The sequence below is a fragment of the Delftia sp. WSY_16 genome (assembly GCF_043104415.1).
Taxonomy (GTDB): Bacteria; Pseudomonadota; Gammaproteobacteria; order Burkholderiales; family Burkholderiaceae_C; genus Comamonas; species Comamonas tsuruhatensis.
The window spans coordinates 274,420-291,426 of the sequence record NZ_JBICKS010000037.1 but is presented as its reverse complement, the minus strand read 5'-3'; the positions used below and the strand labels follow the sequence as shown (position 1 = coordinate 291,426).

At 67.4% G+C, this 17,007-nt stretch carries 17 protein-coding genes; 9 read left to right on the top strand and 8 right to left on the bottom strand.

Going from position 1 to position 17,007, the window contains the following annotated elements; genetic code table 11:
- Positions 1–127: 127 nt before the first annotated feature.
- From ACF8O7_RS19305 to ACF8O7_RS19295, 3 genes are read right to left on the bottom strand one after another with little or no spacing between them, the layout of a single operon-like run.
- Positions 128–1,753 carry an ATP-binding protein gene (locus ACF8O7_RS19305; protein WP_088166414.1) on the bottom strand — a complete coding sequence of 542 codons (1,626 nt, stop codon included), beginning with the start codon at positions 1,751–1,753 and terminating at the stop codon, positions 128–130.
- A gap of 14 nt (positions 1,754–1,767) precedes the next feature.
- Positions 1,768–2,205, bottom strand: a complete 438-nt coding sequence (gene cueR, locus ACF8O7_RS19300; protein ID WP_046985949.1) for a Cu(I)-responsive transcriptional regulator — start codon at positions 2,203–2,205, stop codon at positions 1,768–1,770.
- Positions 2,206–2,226: 21 nt separating this feature from the next.
- On the bottom strand, positions 2,227–2,421 hold the full coding sequence (locus tag ACF8O7_RS19295; protein ID WP_012201975.1) for a heavy-metal-associated domain-containing protein: 195 nt from the start codon (positions 2,419–2,421) through the stop codon (positions 2,227–2,229).
- Between the two features lie 300 nt (positions 2,422–2,721).
- Between ACF8O7_RS19295 and ACF8O7_RS19290 the strand changes: the two genes are divergently transcribed.
- Positions 2,722–4,425 (top strand): methyl-accepting chemotaxis protein, encoded by a 1,704-nt coding sequence (locus ACF8O7_RS19290; protein ID WP_016447285.1) that lies wholly within the window; start codon positions 2,722–2,724, stop codon positions 4,423–4,425.
- A gap of 105 nt (positions 4,426–4,530) precedes the next feature.
- Here ACF8O7_RS19290 and ACF8O7_RS19285 read toward each other — a convergent pair whose 3' ends face one another.
- From ACF8O7_RS19285 to ACF8O7_RS19275, 3 genes are all read right to left on the bottom strand, one after another.
- Positions 4,531–5,649, bottom strand: coding sequence for an alkene reductase (locus ACF8O7_RS19285; RefSeq protein ID WP_126311542.1), 1,119 nt, complete (start codon positions 5,647–5,649; stop codon positions 4,531–4,533).
- Between the two features lie 287 nt (positions 5,650–5,936).
- Positions 5,937–6,545: a glutathione transferase GstA gene (gstA, locus tag ACF8O7_RS19280; protein WP_013799958.1), complete on the bottom strand. Its 609-nt coding sequence runs from the start codon at positions 6,543–6,545 to the stop codon at positions 5,937–5,939.
- 95 nt (positions 6,546–6,640) lie between these two features.
- Positions 6,641–7,228, bottom strand: coding sequence for an NADPH-dependent FMN reductase (locus ACF8O7_RS19275; protein WP_017405070.1), 588 nt, complete (start codon positions 7,226–7,228; stop codon positions 6,641–6,643).
- A 302-nt stretch (positions 7,229–7,530) separates the two neighbouring features.
- Here ACF8O7_RS19275 and mnmG point away from each other — a divergent pair, with 302 nt between their 5' ends.
- The 8 genes from mnmG (at position 7,531) to ACF8O7_RS19235 (ending at position 15,283) form a co-directional block, all read left to right on the top strand.
- On the top strand, positions 7,531–9,510 hold the full coding sequence (gene mnmG / locus ACF8O7_RS19270; protein WP_016447288.1) for a tRNA uridine-5-carboxymethylaminomethyl(34) synthesis enzyme MnmG: 1,980 nt from the start codon (positions 7,531–7,533) through the stop codon (positions 9,508–9,510).
- Positions 9,507–10,169, top strand: a complete 663-nt coding sequence (gene rsmG, locus ACF8O7_RS19265) for a 16S rRNA (guanine(527)-N(7))-methyltransferase RsmG (RefSeq protein ID WP_016447289.1) — start codon at positions 9,507–9,509, stop codon at positions 10,167–10,169. The genes mnmG and rsmG overlap by 4 nt, the downstream gene beginning before the upstream one ends.
- A 106-nt stretch (positions 10,170–10,275) precedes the next feature.
- Positions 10,276–10,890 (top strand): LysE family transporter, encoded by a 615-nt coding sequence (locus tag ACF8O7_RS19260; protein WP_043789502.1) that lies wholly within the window; start codon positions 10,276–10,278, stop codon positions 10,888–10,890.
- Between the two features lie 13 nt (positions 10,891–10,903).
- A complete protein-coding gene (locus ACF8O7_RS19255; RefSeq protein ID WP_016447291.1) occupies positions 10,904–11,674 on the top strand; it encodes a ParA family protein in 771 nt (256 codons plus the stop codon).
- A 2-nt stretch (positions 11,675–11,676) separates the two neighbouring features.
- Complete coding sequence (locus tag ACF8O7_RS19250) at positions 11,677–12,255, top strand: alpha/beta hydrolase (RefSeq protein ID WP_212645598.1); 579 nt, start codon at positions 11,677–11,679, stop codon at positions 12,253–12,255.
- Between the two features lie 13 nt (positions 12,256–12,268).
- Positions 12,269–13,204, top strand: coding sequence for a ParB/RepB/Spo0J family partition protein (locus tag ACF8O7_RS19245; RefSeq protein ID WP_016447293.1), 936 nt, complete (start codon positions 12,269–12,271; stop codon positions 13,202–13,204).
- A 195-nt stretch (positions 13,205–13,399) separates the two neighbouring features.
- Positions 13,400–14,434, top strand: a complete 1,035-nt coding sequence (locus ACF8O7_RS19240; RefSeq protein ID WP_016447294.1) for a peptidoglycan-binding domain-containing protein — start codon at positions 13,400–13,402, stop codon at positions 14,432–14,434.
- Between the two features lie 24 nt (positions 14,435–14,458).
- Positions 14,459–15,283 (top strand): hypothetical protein, encoded by an 825-nt coding sequence (locus ACF8O7_RS19235; RefSeq protein ID WP_016452286.1) that lies wholly within the window; start codon positions 14,459–14,461, stop codon positions 15,281–15,283.
- A gap of 13 nt (positions 15,284–15,296) precedes the next feature.
- Here ACF8O7_RS19235 and ACF8O7_RS19230 read toward each other — a convergent pair whose 3' ends face one another.
- Both ACF8O7_RS19230 and ACF8O7_RS19225 read right to left on the bottom strand, forming a co-directional pair.
- Positions 15,297–15,644: a cytochrome c gene (locus ACF8O7_RS19230; protein WP_017405076.1), complete on the bottom strand. Its 348-nt coding sequence runs from the start codon at positions 15,642–15,644 to the stop codon at positions 15,297–15,299.
- Positions 15,645–15,738: 94 nt separating this feature from the next.
- Positions 15,739–16,986, bottom strand: a complete 1,248-nt coding sequence (locus tag ACF8O7_RS19225) for a sulfite oxidase (protein WP_392444036.1) — start codon at positions 16,984–16,986, stop codon at positions 15,739–15,741.
- Between the last annotated feature and the right edge of the window lie 21 nt (positions 16,987–17,007).

The window sequence follows — 17,007 nt, the reverse complement described above, 5'->3', positions numbered from 1 at the left end:
ATTTTGGGGCGCTTTATAAGTCGTTGTGGGGAAACAGTTTTTCGCACTCTCTAAAAGAGGCTAAAGAACTTGGCATCTTTTGGACTCATAGACCGGTCTTGATGCCACGGCCCAAACGCTGCAGATATCAATCCGACAAATGCCATCGTGCCCAACGGCGCGCACCCATCAGCTGGAGGCGCCCCTCATTGCGCAGCTCTTTCAGCAGATCCTGAACGGCACTCATTGGCAAGGACGGCAGCACCTGCCGCAGTTCGGCCAGCGCAGCACCATGCTCTCTGTGCTTTGTGAGGTGTTTGAGCAGCAGCGCCTTGTTGGTCTCTCTGTCCAGGCCGCGTTGCCGGGTATGCGTTCCTTTTGCGCCCAAAGACGCATACAAGGCCTCGGACAGGATGTAGCGCGTCCCTTTGCCTCGACCTATGGATTCCACCGCTCCCGCCGCCAGCAGGCCTGCAAGGCGTTCCCTCAAAGGGGCAGACAGCGGCTTTTCCTGTTGCAGGCATTCCAGCGCGAGGTAGTCCAATGTCGAGAAGCTGCTCAGCTTCTCTTCGCCGAGGTGCTCCATGAAGCGTACGAAGGCCGGGTTGCGCACTCCGCCTTCCAGGGTCAGCCGTACTTCGTGGGCGGATGTTCCTGCAAGGCTGGGCAGGGGCTTGCCTTGTCGCACCGCGCTTTCCACCATGAGATTCAGGCCTTGACCAGAGCGCTCGATCAAGCCGCAGCGGGCGAGGGCTTCGGCGAGTCTGCGATTGCGCGGATTCTGTTGGTCAATGATGTTCTCGGGCGTGATTCCGGGCGGCAGCCCTCCCGGGCTGATCACCTCCAGCCGCTTGGAAAATTGCCTGACGAAAATCGAACCACCCAGGCGATAGTCCCTATGGGCAACCGCATTCAGGAGCGCTTCCCGGACCGGAACCTCGGCAAATGTCGGCAGGTCCATGCGGAAAAAGTCGTCCTGGTAGCTTTGGCGGTCATTGCGCAAGTTGATCTTTTTCCAGAGCGCGTCCTGCCACGCAAAAAAGCCCTCTCGAAACTCTTCGCGATCGGCAGCCGGTCCTGCTGCTTCGGACGACCGGTATTCAAAGACCAGCTCCGCCTGGGCCAACCATCTTGTCAGAGCCGCTCTTTTGCCGAACAGGATGAGCGCGGCATAGCTCACCTGATTGCCTTCTACGAGCAACTCTGCATCCCGCAGGGTCTGTTCGTCGCTCAGTTCGCGTCTGCGAGCGGTATTGCCTTTGCGAGCCCAGCGCTCCCGGAACAATGCAATGGATGACGGCTCCAGATCCTCCAGCGTGGCCCCTGGGCATGGCTGTGCCGAGAAGTCGGGGCCGGTTTCATCGAAGATGGCCCGCAGTTCTTGCGCGCTCATTGCCGCCAGATCATCGCCGGCCCGTTTGAGAAAGCTGCCGTCGATCTGCCATGCCGTGCCCGGCAGCCGGGAGGGCACACGCACAACCAGCACACGGCCTTGCGGCAGGCGCAGTTCCTCAACAGGGATACGGTGGCCCAGTCTCTGGTGCAATCCGGCCTCGGTGCGGCCCGGATCTTCGAACGCCTGCGTACCCACGATGAGGCGAGGTCGTTTGTCGGTCACGCCCAGCACGATGGCGCCGCCGCCTTCGTTGGCCAGGGCTACGCAGTACTTGAGCAGTTTTTCAAAGTCATAGCGCTGCTTGGCTTCCTTGAACTCAAGCCGCTGACCTTCAGGCTCAAGCAACCATTGGTGAAGCTGGGTGGGCGTGGTAAGCATGCCCACAGCTTAAATTAAGCGCCGCTTCCCACTGTGTCGGGCGCCGCCAGATCATCCAAGATCGGGCAGTCCGGCCGGTCGTCGCCGTGGCAGCAGTGCACCAGGGTCTTGAGCGTGCGCTGCATGGCCTGCATGGCGGCGATGCGCTCGGTCAGTGCGTCGATGTGGCGCTGGGCGATGTCCTTGACTTGGCTGCTGGCACGGCTCTTGTCCTGCCACAGGCCCAGCAAGGTGGCGATCTCGTCCATGGAGAAACCGAGGTCGCGGGCGCGGCGGATGAAGCGCAGGGCGTGCACGTCGGACTCGGCGTACTGGCGGTAGCCGCCGTCCGTGCGGTGCATGGGCGGCAGCAGGCCCTGGGCTTCGTAGTGGCGCACCATGCGCGCCGAGACACCGGCGCGGCGCGCGGCCTCGCCGATGGAGACGGGCCAGTGCTGTGCTTGGGCGGACATGGTGCGTGTCACTCCGGGGACTCAGGCGACCTTGTAGCCTTCTTCGGCGATGGCCGCGCCCAGCGCCTCGCGGCTGGCGCTGCTGTCGACTTCCACGCGCTGGGCTGCGCGATCGATTTTTACCTGGGCCTGGTCATCCACGCCCTGCACGGCCTGGGTGACGGCGCGTTCGCAGTGGCCGCAGGTCATGCCCTGCACGGTGAAAACATGTTGCATTTCTAGCTCCTGGTTGGGGCGCGCCGAAGTGGCGCAAGCCATGGACGGCATGTTGAACCCTGACACCATGGCAAGGTCAAGCGCCTGGCTGGGCAAGGGTTGATTTGGCCCAACTCGATGTGAGTCGGCCGGCTCAATGATCCGCTGCAATGGCCGATAGATCGAAAAGAGCCGTGAATATGCAAAAACCGTCATAGACCATTGGCGATCATCTGACAAACTGCAACAATTTGTATTTACGTTGGCGCTATGCATTTGGAGACCGTGCGTGCGCCCTGACTGACAGAGAGGAAAACGGTCATGAACTTGTTGGGAATGATGCGGGCTTTCACGATCCGCACGCGGATGCTGGGTGCCATCGCCATGGTGCTGGTGCTGCTGGGTCTGCTGGGCGGAGCCGGGATGCTGGGCATGTTCCGCATCCATGGCATGAGTCAGCAGTTCATGCATACCTCGTACGCCAAGATGGGCTACATGGTGGAGTTGCGCGCCGAGCTGGGCGCGGTGCGCGCCCATGAAAAGGACATGATCATCCAGTACGAGCGTGCCGACGAGGTGCGCAAGGCCCACGGGCAGTGGCTGGCGGCCATCGAGCGCGTCAAGGCCGTGGCGGGGCGTTTTCTGAAGGACGAGGACCCTGCCGACGATGCCATCGTCAGCGGCATCTCCGACCGTGTGGACCGCTACCGCCAGCAGTTCGAGCACATTGCGCGCCAGCTGGAGGCCGGTGGCTACGACACGGCCACCACGGCCAACCGCATGAGCGGCAAGGCCATGGCCGAGGTGGCCGAGGTCGAAAAGCTCATCGCCCAGCTCGACCAGCTGCTGCGCCAGCAGGTCGATGCCATGGCCGCCGAGGAGCAGGGCGTGGCCGAGCAGACGCAGTGGATCTTCGTTGCCGCCGTGGTGCTCACGGTGCTGGTGGTGGTGCCGCTGACGCTGATGAACATGCTGTCCATCTGCCGCCCCCTGGTGCAGGCGCGCCAGACGGCGCTGACCATCGCCCAGGGCGACCTGTCGCAGAGCGTGAAGGTGGAGGGCAAGGACGAGGTGGCCGACCTGCAGCGCGCGCTGGACCAGATGCAGCAGAGCCTGGGCTCCATGGTGACCCAGGTGCGCGACGCCAGCGGCAACATCGCCACGGCCAGCCAGGAGATCGCCACGGGCAACCAGGACCTGTCCTCGCGCACAGAGCAGACGGCCAGCAATGTGCAGGAGACCGTGGCCTCGCTGTCCCAGCTCACGGCCACGGTGCAGCAGACGGCATCGTCCTCGCAGCTGGCCAACCAGCTGGCGGCCTCTGCCTCGACCACGGCCACGCGCGGTGGCGACGTGGTGGCCCAGGCCGTGGTGAGCATGCAGGAGATCACGACCTCCAGCCGCAAGATCGGCGACATCATCGGCCTGATCGACTCCATCGCCTTCCAGACCAACATCCTGGCGCTGAACGCCGCCGTGGAAGCGGCGCGCGCCGGCGAGCAGGGCCGCGGCTTTGCCGTGGTGGCGGCCGAGGTGCGATCCCTGGCCCAGCGCTCGGCCCAGGCGGCCAGCGAGATCAAGGCGCTGATCCAGACCAGCGTGCAGGCCGTGGATGTGGGCGTGCGCCAGGTGGAGGATGCTGGCAAGACCATGAAGGAGATCGTGGACAGCGTGCAGCGCGTGGGCGACATCATTGGCGAGATCACGGCGGCTTCCAGCGAGCAGTCGGGCGGCATCGGCCAGGTCAACCAGGCCGTGGGCGACATCGACCGCATGACGCAGCAGAACGCAGCCCTGGTCGAGGAATCGGCCGCAGCCGCCGAGTCGCTGCGCGAGCAGGCCGCGCGCCTGGCGCAGGTGGTGGGACAGTTCCGCATTGCCGGTGCGGCCGTGGCGTCCATGGGCTCGCATGCTTCCTATGGCCGTCCCTCCCAGGGCCAGCCCAGCCTGGCGCCGGCGGCAGGCCGCGCCTCGCTGGCCTCTGGCCGGGACACGCGCGAGACCCAGCTGCTGGAACACGCCTGAGAAGGCAGGGGCCAGCGGCCCTGTTTCACGTGACCCCGTGAATCGCGCGAACGAAAAAAGCCCGCAGGCCATGCCTGCGGGCTTTTTGCTTTGCAGCGCCGCAAATCAGGCCTGGCGCGCGAACGGGTAGTCGATATAGCCCTCTGCGCCGCCGCCGTAGAACAGGCTGGAGTTCCAGGGGTTCAGCGGCAGGTCGTCGTGCAGGCGGTGGACCAGGTCGGGATTGGAGATGAAGGCCTTGCCGAAGGCCACGATATCGGCGTGGCCGTTTTCCACGGCGCGCAGGGCCATGTCGCGGTCATAGCCGTTGTTGACCATCCAGGCGCCCTGGCCGCCGGCCTGGCGGTAGGCGGATTTGAGGGCCGCGTAGTCGAAGGGCCGGTCCGGCAATTCACGCGGGCCGCCGGTGGAGCCTTCGATGATGTGGATGTAGGCCAGGCCCAGCGGCGCCAGCTGGCGCACCACGTATTCGAACAGCGGCTGGGGATCGGCATCGGCGATGTCGTTGGCCGGCGTCACGGGCGACAGGCGGATGCCCACGCGGCCGCCGCCCACGGCATCGGCGGCGGCGCGCGTGCATTCGAGCAGCAGGCGGGCGCGGTTCTCGATGCTGCCGCCGTAGTCGTCATCGCGCCGGTTGGCGCCGGTCTTGAGGAACTGGTCCAGCAGGTAGCCGTTGGCGCCGTGCAGCTCCACGCCGTCGAAACCGGCCGTCTCCACGGCATTGCGCGCGGCCACGGCGAAGCTGTGGACGATGGCGGGAAGCTCCTGCTGGGCGAGCGCGCGCGGCGCGGAGGTGGGCACGAACTGGCCCTTGCCCGAGTCCTCGTCGATCACATAGGTCTTGGATCTGGCCGCCACCGGGGACGGTCCCACGGGCGCCTGGCCTTCGGGCTGCAGCGAGGTGTGCGAGACCCGGCCCACATGCCACAGCTGGGTGACGATGCGCCCGCCCTCCTTGTGCACGGCGTCGGTCACGCGCTTCCAGCCGTCGAGCTGCTCGCTGCCGTACAGGCCCGGCACATGGGCATAGCCCTGGCCCTGGTGGCTGATGGCCGTGCCTTCGCTGATCAGCAGGCCGGCGCTGGCGCGCTGGGCGTAGTAGGTGACCATGATGTCGTTGGGCAGGGCCTGGGGTGCGCGGTTGCGCGTCAGCGGCGCCATGGCGATGCGGTTGGGCAGGCGCAGTTCGCCAGCCTGTATGGGATCGAACAGAGAGGTCATGCAACGGGGCTTTCTGTGCGTGAAGCAAAAGCGCCACCTGTGCGGGCGGCGCGGCGTACGGCACAGATTACGCCCATGGAATCAATCGTGCAGGCCAGGGATTTGCGCGCTGTCGTGCAGGCGACGCCCGCATGCCGCATGGCCCGGCAGATGCGCGCGGCACCCGCCGAGGTGCAGTCGCGCATCCGCAGGCGCCAGGCCTGCGCCGCAGGCACCAAAGACAAAGGGCCGGCCGGTTCCACACCAGCCGGCCCCGTCAGGCCTTGAGCGCCGCAGCGCGGCGCTGCTTACTTGAGCAGGCCTTCGGCCTTCATCGCGGCCTGCACGGCAGGGCGGGCCAGCACGCGCTCGCGGTAGGCCAGGAGGTTGGTCAGCTCGGAGATGTCCACGCCCACGAACTGGGCCCAGCCCGTCACGGTGAACAGGTAGGCGTCGGCCACGGTGAACTGCTCGCCCATCAGGTAGTCGCGGCCATTGAGCTCGCCGTCCACCCACTTGAGGCGGTCCAGCACGCGCTGGCGCACCACGGGCTTGTAGTCGTCGGGTGTGGCGGGGTTGAACAGGGGACCGAAGCCCTTGTGCAGCTCGGTGCCGATGAAGTTCAGCCACTCCTGCAGGTGGTAGCGGGCCATGGTGCCGTTGGCCGGGGCCAGCTTCTTCTCGGGGACCAGATCGGCCAGGTACTGGACGATGGCCGGGCCTTCATGCAGCGTGTCGCCGTCGTCGAGCACGAGGAAGGGAACATAGCCCAGCGGGTTGATGCCGTAGTAGTCCGTGCCGTCCTGCAGCTTGTGCGTCTTGGTGCTGGCCAGGACCGGCTCGTAGGCCAGGCCTGCCTCGTGCAGGACGATGTGGGGAGACAGAGAGCAGGCGCCAGGGCTGTAGTAGAGCTTCATGGTGGATGGCTTCCGATCAGGGTAAGAAAGACAAGCGCCCATGCTAACCCCATGTGGCGGGGCTGCGCATGATGGGACCGCGCTGGCGCCAGGGTTCAGGCCGACAGGCGCTGTGCAGCCCAGAGCACCTGTTCCAGCACGGCCTTCATGCCCTGCTGGTCCTGTGATCGCTGCAGGCGGCCGGCGTCGTCGAATGCCTGGCCTGCCTGGCCCACGGCGTGGCTCACGGGCGCCAGCCAGCACTGCAGGTTCAGCAGCAGCGGCGCCAGGTGCGACTGGGCGCGCAGGCCGCCCAGGCCGCCGGGCGAGGCGCTGGCCATGCCCACGACCTTGCCGCGAAAGGGCAGGGTGCCATCGGACCAGACCGGATCACCGGCCACGGGGCTGGAAGCCCAGTCGATGGCGTTCTTGAGCAGGGCAGGGTAGCTGCCGTTGTACTCGGGCGAGCAGATCAGCCAGGCCGGGTGGCTGTGCAGCGCGGCCTTGAAGCGCAGCACGTCGGGCGGCGTGCCGCTGGCCTCCAGGTCGGCGTTGTACATGGGGATGTCGAAATCCGACAGCTCCAGCAGCGTGGGCTGGGCGCCCAGTTCGCGCGCCATGTCGGCGGCGGCGGCGGCCAGGCGCCGGTTGTGCGATTGTTGGCGGGTACTGCCCGCGAAGATGAGGATCTGCATGGCCGCCATTGCATCACAGGCCCTGCACATGTTTCTTGCAAGCGGGCCGCGTTGCGGGCGGCGGCGCGCAGCATCCTGCGGAGAATGCCGCCGCCCGCCGCCCTGTTTCACGTGGAACACCGGCAGAGTACCGGCCCGGTGGCAGGGCTGGCCGACCCCTTGCAAGGCACTGGTGCGGCAAAGGTGGGAAAATCGCGGGTTCCCCGCTGGGTTCCCCTCGCTACATGAACGAGGGCCACCTGCCATGAGCGCCGGAGCGTGAGTGCTCCGTGTCGGGGGCTTGGGCCGGGCAGGCCCCCGGAGTGATAAGCATGTTGTACCCACAGGAATTTGATGTGATCGTGGTCGGTGGCGGCCACGCCGGCACCGAGGCCGCGCTGGCCGCTGCGCGCATGGGCTGCAGGACGCTGCTGCTCAGCCACAACATCGAGACCCTGGGCCAGATGAGCTGCAATCCCAGCATCGGCGGGATCGGCAAGGGCCATCTGGTCAAGGAAGTGGATGCGCTGGGCGGCGCCATGGCGCTGGCCACCGATATCGGCGGCATACAGTTCCGCATCCTCAACAGCTCCAAGGGCCCGGCCGTGCGTGCCACGCGCGCCCAGGCCGACCGCATTCTCTACAAGGCCGCCATCCGCGACATGCTGGAGAACCAGCCCAACCTGTGGCTGTTCCAGCAGGCGGTGGACGACCTCATGGTCGAGGGCGACCGCGTGGTGGGTGCCGTCACCCAGGTGGGCGTGCGCTTTCGCAGCCGCACCGTGGTGCTCACGGCGGGTACCTTCCTGGACGGCAAGATCCACGTGGGCCTGAACAACTACGCGGCAGGCCGCGCGGGCGACCCGCCGGCCGTCAGCCTGTCGTCGCGGCTCAAGGAACTGCAGCTGCCCCAGGGCCGCCTGAAGACCGGCACGCCGCCGCGCCTGGATGGCCGCAGCATCGACTTCTCGCAGTGCGAGGAGCAGCCCGGCGACGGCATGCCCGGTGGTGTCAACGAAGGCGTGCTGCCCGTGTTCAGCTTCATCGGCAATGCGGCCATGCACCCGCGCCAGATGCCCTGCTGGATCACCCACACCAACGAGCGCACGCACGACATCATCCGCAGCGGCTTTGACCGCAGCCCCATGTTCACGGGCAAGATCGAGGGCGTGGGCCCGCGCTACTGCCCCAGCGTCGAGGACAAGATCAACCGCTTTGCCGACAAGGAAAGCCACCAGATCTTCCTGGAGCCCGAAGGCCTGACCACCAACGAGTTCTATCCCAACGGCATCTCCACCAGCCTGCCCTTCGACATCCAGTACGAACTGGTGCGCAGCATGAAGGGGCTGGAGAACGCGCACATCCTGCGCCCCGGCTACGCCATCGAGTACGACTACTTCGATCCGCGCTCGCTCAAGAGCAGCTTCGAGACGCGCCAGATCCAGGGCCTGTTCTTCGCGGGCCAGATCAACGGCACGACCGGCTACGAGGAAGCGGCGGCCCAGGGCCTGTTCGCAGGCCTCAACGCCGCGCTGCAGTGCCGCGGCCAGGAAGCCTGGCTGCCGCGCCGCGACGAGGCCTACCTGGGCGTGCTGGTCGATGACCTGATCACCAAGGGCGTGACCGAGCCCTACCGCATGTTCACCAGCCGCGCCGAGTTCCGTCTGCAGCTGCGCGAGGACAACGCCGACATGCGCCTGACCGAGGCGGGCCGCGCCATGGGTCTGGTGGACGATGCGCGCTGGGATGCCTTCAGCCGCAAGCGCGATGCTGTTTCACGTGAAACAGAGCGCCTGAAGTCCACCTGGGTCAATCCGCGCATCGTCGCGCCCGAGGAATCGGAGCGGGTGCTGGGCAAGTCCATCGAGCGTGAATACAACCTGTTCGACCTGCTGCGCCGCCCCGATGTGGGCTACGGCAAGCTGATGAGCCTGAACGAGGGCCGCTATGCCTCGGCCGATGTGCAGCCCGAGGTGCTGGGCGATCTCAGCGCCTCCGTCGTCGAGCAGGTGGAGATCGCGGCCAAGTACGCAGGCTACATCGACCGCCAGAAGGACGAGGTGCAGCGCGCCGCCCACTTCGAGAACCTGCGCCTGCCGGCCGAGCTGGACTATATGCAGGTGCCGGCCCTGTCCTTCGAGGTGCGCCAGTCGCTGCAAAAGCACAGGCCCGAGACGCTGGGCCAGGCATCGCGCATGTCGGGCGTGACGCCAGCGGCGATCTCCCTGCTCATGGTGCACCTGAAGAAGGGGGGCTTCCGCGGCTTTGCCCCTGATGTGACAGACGCGAAGGGCGAGGAGGCATCCGCATGAGCCAGGAACTGCGCGCTCCTCTCGAGGCCGGCCTGCGGGCGCTGGGCCTGGAGCTTTCCCCTGCCCAGGTCGATACGCTGATGGAATTCCAGGCCCTGCTGGGCAAGTGGAACAAGGTCTACAACCTCACGGCAGTGCGTGATCCGCAGGAAATGCTGACCCACCACCTGCTCGACAGCCTGGCCGCCGTGCCGCCCCTGCAGCGCCACCTGGCCCAGATGCCTGCGCGCGCAGGGCGCACCGCCATGCTGGACGTGGGATCGGGCGGCGGCCTGCCCGGCGTGGTCTTTGCCGTCTGCTGCCCGCAGATCGACGTGCACTGCGTGGACACGGTGGGCAAGAAGGCGGCCTTCATCCAGCAGGCGGCGGCCACTCTGCGCCTGCCCAACCTGCGCGGCATCCACAGCCGCGTGGAGCAGTTGACCACGCGCTATCCGCTGATCAGCTGCCGGGCCTTTGCCTCGCTGGCGGACTTCACCAGCTGGTCGCGCCAGTCGCTGGAGGAGGGCGGCACCTGGCTGGCCATGAAGGGCAAGCACCCCGACGAGGAAATCGCCGCGCTGCCTGCCGACGTGCAGGTGTTTCACGTGGAACCATTGAAGGTGCCGGGCCTCGATGCCGAGCGCTGCATCCTCTGGCTGCGCACTGCTGCAGCCTGATTTTTTTACCGAATGGCACACTGCCGCGTTGCGGCGGGGCCATGTTCCCCATGCGCTGGCCATGGCCCTCGCATAAACTCCCAGCTTTCATCGCTCAGGGGTCAGCATGTTCGGCATCTCCGATTTCAGCGCATTCGTTGTTGCCATTCTTCTGTTTTTGCTGATTCCGGGGCCGGGCAATCTGGCGCTGATCACCTCCACCGGCAAGGGCGGCATACGTGCCGGAATGGCGGCCTGCGCCGGCGTGCTGGCGGCCGACCAGGTACTGATCTGGATGGCGGTGGCGGGCGTGGCCGCGTTGCTGGCTTCCTATCCCGCGGCCTTCCATGCCGTGCAGTGGCTGGGCGCCGCCTACCTGGGCTGGCTGGGTTTCAGGATGCTCACGGCCAGGCCCGGCGAAAAGCCCGTGCTGCACATCGAGCCGCGCCACTACTTTCGCCAGGCTGGCCTGATCACCCTGATGAACCCCAAGTCCATCGTGTTCTACATGGCCTTCTTCCCGCTGTTCGTGGATCCCGCAAGCCACCAGGGCCTGCTCACGTTCGCGGTGATGGCGGCCACGGTGGCTGCTCTGACCTTTCTCTATTGCCTGATCGTGGTGCTGCTGACCGCGCATCTGGCCGAGCGCATGCGCGCCAATCCTGCGGTTTCCCGGGTTCTCGAAAAGACTGCGGGCGTGTTTCTGATCGGTTTTGGCCTCAAGCTGGCCATCGCCAAATAAGCGTGTAAATACCATGGCCAAAATCTTCTGTGTCGCCAATCAAAAGGGTGGGGTCGGCAAGACCACCACCGCCGTCAACCTTGCTGCGGGCCTGGCCAAGATCGGCCAGCGCGTGCTGATGATCGACCTGGACCCCCAGGGCAATGCCACCATGGGCTCGGGCGTGGACAAGCGCGCGCTGGAGCTGTCGGTCTACGACGTGCTGCTGGAGAACGCCAGCGTCAAGGAAGCCGCCGTGCGCTCCGAGGCCGTGGGCTATGACGTGCTGGGCGCCAACCGCGAACTCAGCGGCGCCGAGATCGAGCTGGTCACGCTGGAGCGCCGCAACGAGCGTCTGAAGGGCGCCCTCAGGGCGGCCGATGCCGACTACGACTTCGTGCTCGTGGACTGCCCGCCCAGCCTGTCCATGCTCACCCTGAACGGCCTGTGCGCGGCCCATGGCGTGGTCGTGCCCATGCAGTGCGAGTACTTCGCGCTCGAAGGCCTGACCGACCTGGTCAACACCATCAAGCAGGTGCATGCCAACATGAACCCCGACCTGCAGATCATCGGCCTGCTGCGCGTGATGTTCGACCCGCGCACCACGCTGCAGCAGCAGGTCAGCGACCAGCTCAAGGAGCACTTCGGCGACAAGGTCTTCGACACCGTGATCCCGCGCAATGTGCGCCTGGCCGAGGCGCCCAGCTATGGCGTGCCTGGCGTGGTCTTCGACCCGGGCGCCAAGGGCAGCAAGGCCTTCATCGATTTCGCGCACGAGATGGTGCGCCGCATCAAGAAGATGTAGCCATGCAAGGTTCACATGAAACGGCAGGGCAGGGCGTGCCGACCGGGTGGGCTGCCGAGGACGTCTGGCTGCTGCCCGGCTGGCAGAACTCGGACGCCGACCACTGGCAAAGCCGCTGGGAGCAGCGCCACGGCTACCGCCGCCTGGAGCAAAACGACTGGGACCGTCCGCTGCGCGGCGACTGGAGCGCCAGGCTGCAGGAGACGGTGCTCGACGCGCCGCGCCCCGTGGTGCTGGTGGCGCACAGTCTGGGCTGCATCCTTGTGGCGTGGTGGGCTGCGCATTCGCCGCTGGCCGCCCGCAAGGTGCGTGGCGCGCTGCTGGTCGCCCCCGGCGATACCGAGCAGCCCCAGCTGCGCGAGCAATTGCCTGGCTGGTCGCCCGTGATGATGCAGCGCCTGCCGTTTGCCTCCATCGTGGTCGGCAGCGACAACGACATTTACTGCAGCGCCCAGCGCGTGCAAGCCATGGCCGATGCCTGGGGCGCACGATTCGTCGATGCAGGGCCTTCGGGCCATCTCAACACGGCCAGCGGGCTGGGCGATTGGGACAGCGGACACGCGCTGCTGGCATCGCTTTGACAAGGACAACACCATGGTGACCAAGAAACCCAAGGGACTGGGACGCGGACTCGAAGCCCTGCTCGGCCCCAAGGTCCACGACAAGGAAGAGGCCGGCGGCCCCGTGGCCGAGACCGGGCTGCCCAGCATCCTGCAGCTGGACGTGATGGTGCCCGGCCAGTACCAGCCGCGCACCCACATGGACGAGGGCGCGCTCTACGAGCTGGCCGAAAGCATCAAGGCCCAGGGCATCATGCAGCCCATTCTGGTGCGCCGCCTGGCCAAGGGCGAGCACGCCGGCAAATACGAAATCATCGCGGGCGAGCGGCGCTTTCGCGCAGCCCGCATCGCCGGCCTGGCCGAGGTGCCGGTGCTGGTGCGCGAGGTGCCCGACGAGGCCGCCGCCGCCATGGCGCTGATCGAGAACATCCAGCGCGAGGACCTCAACCCGCTGGAAGAGGCCCAGGGCCTGTCGCGCCTGGTCAAGGAATTCGGCCTCACGCACGAGCAGGCGGCCCAGGCCGTGGGACGCTCGCGCAGCGCGGCCACCAACATCCTGCGCCTGCTGAACCTGGCCGACCCGGTGCAGACCATGCTCATGGCCGGCGACATCGACATGGGCCATGCGCGCGCCCTGCTGTCGCTGGACCGCGCGGCCCAGATCACGGCCGGCAACCAGATCGCGGCCAAGAAGCTGTCGGTGCGCGAGGCCGAGGCCCTGGTCAAGAAGATCGGCGCCGACTTCAGCCTGGTGCGCCAGAAGTCCAAGAAGGAAGGCAAGACGCGCGACATCAAGCGCGTGGAGGAAGAGCTGTCCGACCTGCTCATGGCCGATGTCGAAGTGCGCATCAAGAAGTCCGTGCGCCGGGGCGGCAAGCTGCAGGAAATGGGCGAAGTGGCGATCCAGTTCGGCTCGCTCGATGCGCTCAACGGGCTGATCGAACGTTTGCGCGGCGACGCACCCGAGTGATGACAACAGCTTGTAACCGTCTGTGATCTGTCGTTCTCCAGCAAAGCAGCGCTTTTTCGCGAGGGTGAATCCCGGTATATTTGCGCGCTGTTATGCGGGGTAATTGTGTGTAATCGCTGACTGGCGACGCTGCCAGTGCGTGGACGCCATTGCCCTGGCGCTGATTCACCTAGACCAGACCAAGAGGATTACAACGTGAAGAAGTATCTTGCCCTGACTGCCATCGCTGCCGTGGCGCTGACCGGCTGCGTGACCACCGACATGCGCATGGGTTCGCCGGAAGCCAAGACCGTGGCCACGGGCGCCGCGGGCGGTGCCAGCGCCGAGAACGCCAACACCGAGCTGGAGCGCTGCGATTCCTCGCTGGGCACCATCTCCCTGGTCGAGAACCAGACCGCCGGCTGGTACACCATCCTCACCCAGCAGTACCGCCTGCCGCCCACCTCGCAGCTGCTGCGCCTGATGATCCAGCAGTCCAACTGCTTCATCGTCGTGGAACGCGGCGCGGCCGGCATGGGCGCCATGGCGCGTGAACGCGCGCTGATGGACTCGGGCGAAATGCGCGGCGGCAGCAACCTGGGCAAGGGCCAGATGGTGGCCTCCGACTACGGTCTGTCCCCCGAAGTGATCTTCAACCAGAGCGATGCCGGCGGCATGGGCGGCGCCATCGGCGGCCGCGCTGGCGGCATCTTCGGCGCGCTGGCTGCAGCCACCAAGACCCGCGAGGCCTCGGTCATGTTGGCCCTGGTGGACAACCGTTCGGGCGTGCAGGTGTCGGCTTCCGAAGGCTCGTCTTCCAAGACCGACTGGGGCGGCATGGGCGCGCTGTTCGGCGGCTCCGCCGGCGCCTCGCTGGGCGGCTACACACGCACGGCCGAAGGCAAGGTGATCGCCGCCGCCTTCATGGACGCCTACAACCAGATGGTGCGCTCGCTGCGCAACTACAAGGCACAGACCGTCAAGGGCCAGGGCCTGGGCGGCGGTGGACGCCTGGGCGTGGACGGCGGTGCCGCACCGTCGCAGACATCGGCTCCGGGCGCCAATGCCGCCGGCATGTCGCTGCGCGCCGCGCAGCAAAAGCTCAATGCCCTGGGCTACACCGCAGGCACGCCTGACGGCGCCATGGGCAAGAACACCCAGAACGCCCTGCGCGAATTCCAGCGCGACCAGAGCCTGCCGCAGACCGGCCGCCTCGACCGTGCCACCTCGCAAGCACTGCAACAGCAATAAGCGGCTCCCGGCCGGAGGGCGCGCATGATGCGGCGCCTTCCCTGGCCGGCCCCGGCCCTTCTTGCCTGGGCAGGCGCCTGGCTTGTGTACGCCGCGCTGCAATCGACCCTAGGGCCGCTGGCCGCCTGGCTGGCGGCCTGTTTTTTGGGCGTGCTCGCCAGCCTGCTGGCCACGCCCTGGTGGCGGCGCCTGGCCGTGGCGGCGGGCTTTCCGCTGTCCTGCCTGATGCTGTGGGGGCCGGGCGGCCTGGCCGCCATCAGCCCCTGGCTGTGGCTGGCGGCGCTGGGCCTGCTCGCCCTGGTCTACCCGCTCAACGCCTGGCGCGATGCGCCGCTGTTTCCCACGCCCGCCGATGCGCTGCAAGGCCTGGCCGATGCCGCGCCGCTGCCGGACGGCGCGGCCGTGCTCGATGCCGGCTGCGGCCTGGGCGACGGCCTGCGCGCGCTGCGCGGGCAGTACCCGCAGGCGCGGCTCAACGGCATGGAGTGGAGCTGGCCGCTGCGCTGGCTGTGCGCGCTGCGCTGCCCCTGGGCCCGCGTGCGCCGCGCCGATATCTGGCTGGCCGACTGGAGCGGCTACCAGATGGTCTACCTGTTCCAGCGCCCTGAAAGCATGGGCCGTGCAGCCGTCAAGGCCGCCACGGAGCTGCCCGAGGGCGCCTGGCTGGTCAGCCTGGACTTTGCGCTGCCCGGCGTGGAGCCCTCCTGGCAGCGCCAGGGACCGGGCCGGCACAGCCTCTGGGTCTACCGCATGCCGCTGGGCGGTGCCGGCGAGGCCGTGGTGCATGTTCCCGAGCCCGAGGAAACGCCTTACGAAAAGGCCCTGCGGGAGCTGCAGGAACGGCGGTGAGGGGCCGTGCCGCCTACTTCTTCGCGCTGGCCTTGCTCACGTAGAGCGACAGCGCGGCGATCTCGGCCTCGCTGAGCGTGGCCTTGAATGAGGGCATGGCGCCTATGCCGTCGCGCAGGGCACGGGCCACGCGCGCGGCATCGGGCTGCAGCTCGTCGAGCACGGGGCCGATGGCGCCCTCGGCGCCCGCGTCCTTGAGCGTGTGGCACAGCGCGCAGGCGGGCGTGGCCGTGGCGAACAGCTTCTTGCCCAGGGCCATCTGGGCCGCTTCATCGGCAAAGGCGGGGGCGCACAGCAGGGCGCTGCCGAGCAAAGTGCTGCCCAGCAGGGCGGTGTGGATCAGGTGTTTCATCGTGAACATGGCAATGGGGGTACGGGCCCGCCACGGTCTGGCGCCGTGTGCGGGAGGTGACGGGAGTGAAGAGAAGGGGGCGGGATGAGCGCGCGGGCCGTGTTCAGGCCACGGTGACGGTCACGGCGTGGTCGGCCCAGCTGGTGTTGTTGTAGCCACTCTGGTTTTCGCCGCGCGTCTCGGGCTGGACCCGGCCGCGCGCGTCGGTGGCGCGGCTGGCCAGCACATGCGTGCCCTTGGGCAGGCGCGCCTGCAGCACGAACTGGCGCCAGGCGTACTTGCCCAGGTCGGGGCCGACCAGGCGCGCGGCCTGCCAGCTCTTGCCGCCGTCCGTGGACACCTCCACGCCCTTGACGGCGTCCATGCCGCCAAAGGCCACGCCGTGGATCTGCACCAGGCCGGCGGCCTGCCCGCCGTCCTCGGGCAGGGGCGAGTTGATCCAGGACTTGACGCTCATCTCCTGCACCGAGGGCTGGCTCGGGTCGCCCTTGCTGCCGGGTGGCGAGATGCGGTAGCCGTGGGACATGATGTGGGCCTCGCTCTCGCGCGGCGTGAAGGCCAGCTGCTTGATGTACTTGATGTTGTTCACGCCGGTGTAGCCGGGCACGATCAGGCGCAGCGGCCCGCCATGGGCCAGCGGGATGGGCTCGCCGTTCATCTCCCAGGCCAGCAGCGCGTCTTCCATGGCCGACAGCGGCACCGAGCGCTCGACGATGACGCTCTTGGGGTCCAGCCCTGCAGGCAGCACCTCGCCGCCCGTGCCGGTCATGTAGAGGCCGCCGTCGGCCACGCCGCCCAGGGCGTTGACCACCTCGCGCACGGGCACGCCGCTCCAGACCACGCAGCCGGCCGCACCCACGGTCCAGGCCGTGCCGCTGGGCTTGCTGGGAAAGAAGGCGCGGCCATTGCCCGAGCACTGCAGCACCATGGCCACGGTCTCCAGGCCCAGGGACTTGAGCTCGCGCACGCTGAGGCTGCGGGGCTGGCGCACGCCCCCCACCTGCAACTGCCAGGCATCGCGGTCGGCCACGATGGATTCGGGCGGTGTGGGCAGGTTGTTGCGCACATAGAGCTGGTCGCTGGGCGTGATCACGCTGGTGCCGAAGGCGCCGCGCCGCGTCTCTATGGTGGTGGAGCTGTGGACGATGAGGGCATCGGCCTTCTTCCAGCCCGCGTAGCCGGGCAGGGGCTTGGCCGCCGGTGCTGCCGCAGCTGCGGGTGCCTGGGACTGGGCTTGGGCCAGTGCGCCCTGGTGCAGGCCGGCCAGGCCTGCGGCGGCCAGTGCGCTGGCGCTGCCGGCCAGCAGGCTGCGGCGCGCGGGGGAGGTGGGCGATGTCGGCAAGTGGTTCATGGGTGTCTCCTCGTGGTGGTT

What these genes read in the sequence shown, in the direction of transcription:
- ACF8O7_RS19260 (WP_043789502.1), top strand. Translation starts at nt 10,276, where the DNA reads ATGTTCGGCATCTCCGATTTCAGCGCATTCGTTGTTGCCATTCTTCTG.
- ACF8O7_RS19250 (WP_212645598.1), top strand. Translation starts at nt 11,677, where the DNA reads ATGCAAGGTTCACATGAAACGGCAGGGCAGGGCGTGCCGACCGGGTGG.
- ACF8O7_RS19255 (WP_016447291.1), top strand. Translation starts at nt 10,904, where the DNA reads ATGGCCAAAATCTTCTGTGTCGCCAATCAAAAGGGTGGGGTCGGCAAG.
- mnmG (WP_016447288.1), top strand. Translation starts at nt 7,531, where the DNA reads ATGTTGTACCCACAGGAATTTGATGTGATCGTGGTCGGTGGCGGCCAC.
- ACF8O7_RS19225 (WP_392444036.1), bottom strand. Translation starts at nt 16,986, where the DNA reads ATGAACCACTTGCCGACATCGCCCACCTCCCCCGCGCGCCGCAGCCTG.
- ACF8O7_RS19285 (WP_126311542.1), bottom strand. Translation starts at nt 5,649, where the DNA reads ATGACCTCTCTGTTCGATCCCATACAGGCTGGCGAACTGCGCCTGCCC.
- ACF8O7_RS19235 (WP_016452286.1), top strand. Translation starts at nt 14,459, where the DNA reads ATGATGCGGCGCCTTCCCTGGCCGGCCCCGGCCCTTCTTGCCTGGGCA.
- ACF8O7_RS19295 (WP_012201975.1), bottom strand. Translation starts at nt 2,421, where the DNA reads ATGCAACATGTTTTCACCGTGCAGGGCATGACCTGCGGCCACTGCGAA.
- rsmG (WP_016447289.1), top strand. Translation starts at nt 9,507, where the DNA reads ATGAGCCAGGAACTGCGCGCTCCTCTCGAGGCCGGCCTGCGGGCGCTG.
- ACF8O7_RS19290 (WP_016447285.1), top strand. Translation starts at nt 2,722, where the DNA reads ATGAACTTGTTGGGAATGATGCGGGCTTTCACGATCCGCACGCGGATG.
- cueR (WP_046985949.1), bottom strand. Translation starts at nt 2,205, where the DNA reads ATGTCCGCCCAAGCACAGCACTGGCCCGTCTCCATCGGCGAGGCCGCG.
- ACF8O7_RS19275 (WP_017405070.1), bottom strand. Translation starts at nt 7,228, where the DNA reads ATGGCGGCCATGCAGATCCTCATCTTCGCGGGCAGTACCCGCCAACAA.
- ACF8O7_RS19230 (WP_017405076.1), bottom strand. Translation starts at nt 15,644, where the DNA reads ATGTTCACGATGAAACACCTGATCCACACCGCCCTGCTGGGCAGCACT.
- ACF8O7_RS19245 (WP_016447293.1), top strand. Translation starts at nt 12,269, where the DNA reads ATGGTGACCAAGAAACCCAAGGGACTGGGACGCGGACTCGAAGCCCTG.
- ACF8O7_RS19305 (WP_088166414.1), bottom strand. Translation starts at nt 1,753, where the DNA reads ATGCTTACCACGCCCACCCAGCTTCACCAATGGTTGCTTGAGCCTGAA.
- gstA (WP_013799958.1), bottom strand. Translation starts at nt 6,545, where the DNA reads ATGAAGCTCTACTACAGCCCTGGCGCCTGCTCTCTGTCTCCCCACATC.